Source organism: Methylobacterium sp. WL7 (assembly GCF_008040085.1).
Taxonomy (GTDB): domain Bacteria; phylum Pseudomonadota; class Alphaproteobacteria; order Rhizobiales; family Beijerinckiaceae; genus Methylobacterium; species Methylobacterium mesophilicum.
Window position 1 is genome coordinate 1 of the sequence record NZ_VRVG01000336.1, and the last position, 927, is coordinate 927.

General features: G+C 40.0%; 1 protein-coding gene. It reads left to right on the forward strand.

What is annotated here, in order from left to right; genetic code table 11:
• Positions 1 to 15: 15 nt before the first annotated feature.
• Positions 16 to 927, forward strand: a 912-nt coding sequence (locus FV233_RS29635) for an acyltransferase family protein (RefSeq protein ID WP_281408060.1), incomplete at its 3' end; no start/stop codon positions are given.

Here is a 927-nt window from a genome sequence, read left to right on the forward strand (position 1 = left end):
GATAGGAAGGCTTGGATTGATGTTGCGCGTGGAGTATCTATATTTCTCGTCGTAATCTACCATATAAATTTATGGTTTGACGATTTAGGATTTGGAATGCCCATCCTGCTGCTCCTAGATAAAGCGTTTCGGTCAATACGTATGCCATTATTTTTCTTCGTTTCCGGTTATTTACTGGCAATAAACAAAAACTCCGACTGGACTGCGCATATACACCGTAGACTAAGGCTAATTGTTTATTTATATGGTTTGTGGGGCCTTATTGACTGGATCGTTGCCTACGAATTCAATTTGATTACAACGCGTATGAAATTTGGAAGCTCTTTTTCTCAACTTCTCTCCATGTGGTATCGTCCGGAAACTGGACTATGGTTTATATGGGCCTTAGCGATTTATCTTTTATTGGCCAATCTTTTCACTCAGATAAAACCCGTATTTGTGCTTTTTGCCACCTCAGTTCTGTCGGTTCTTGCCATGAGCAAATATTTTCCAATGCTCAACTTCGCTCAAAACAGCAGTCTTTACTATGCGCCGTTCTTTTTTTTGGGGGTTACCTGTGGTGGAGGCATTGAAAAGATCATACTGCGCTACATTATGCCGAGCTTCGCGATATTATTTTCAGCATACGCAATAGTATGCGCTGTATTGATGGATATGGATTTTAGTGGATTAGCTTTTGGAATAGTAAGGTTTGCAGATTGTATTATCGGCGCCCTGCTTGGGTGCTGTTTCGCCGTTCTAATATCGAAGTATAAAGTATGCCGATGGTTGTTTGGTAATCTTGGGCGGAAGACATTGCAAATCTATTTACCTCACGAGACAATAGTCGCTTTATTAACAATACAGGCCGTTCAATATATTGACTATTTTAATATCAAAAGCCTAATACTCGTTCCTGTTGTTCTTTTTTCCGCAATTTTAGGGAGC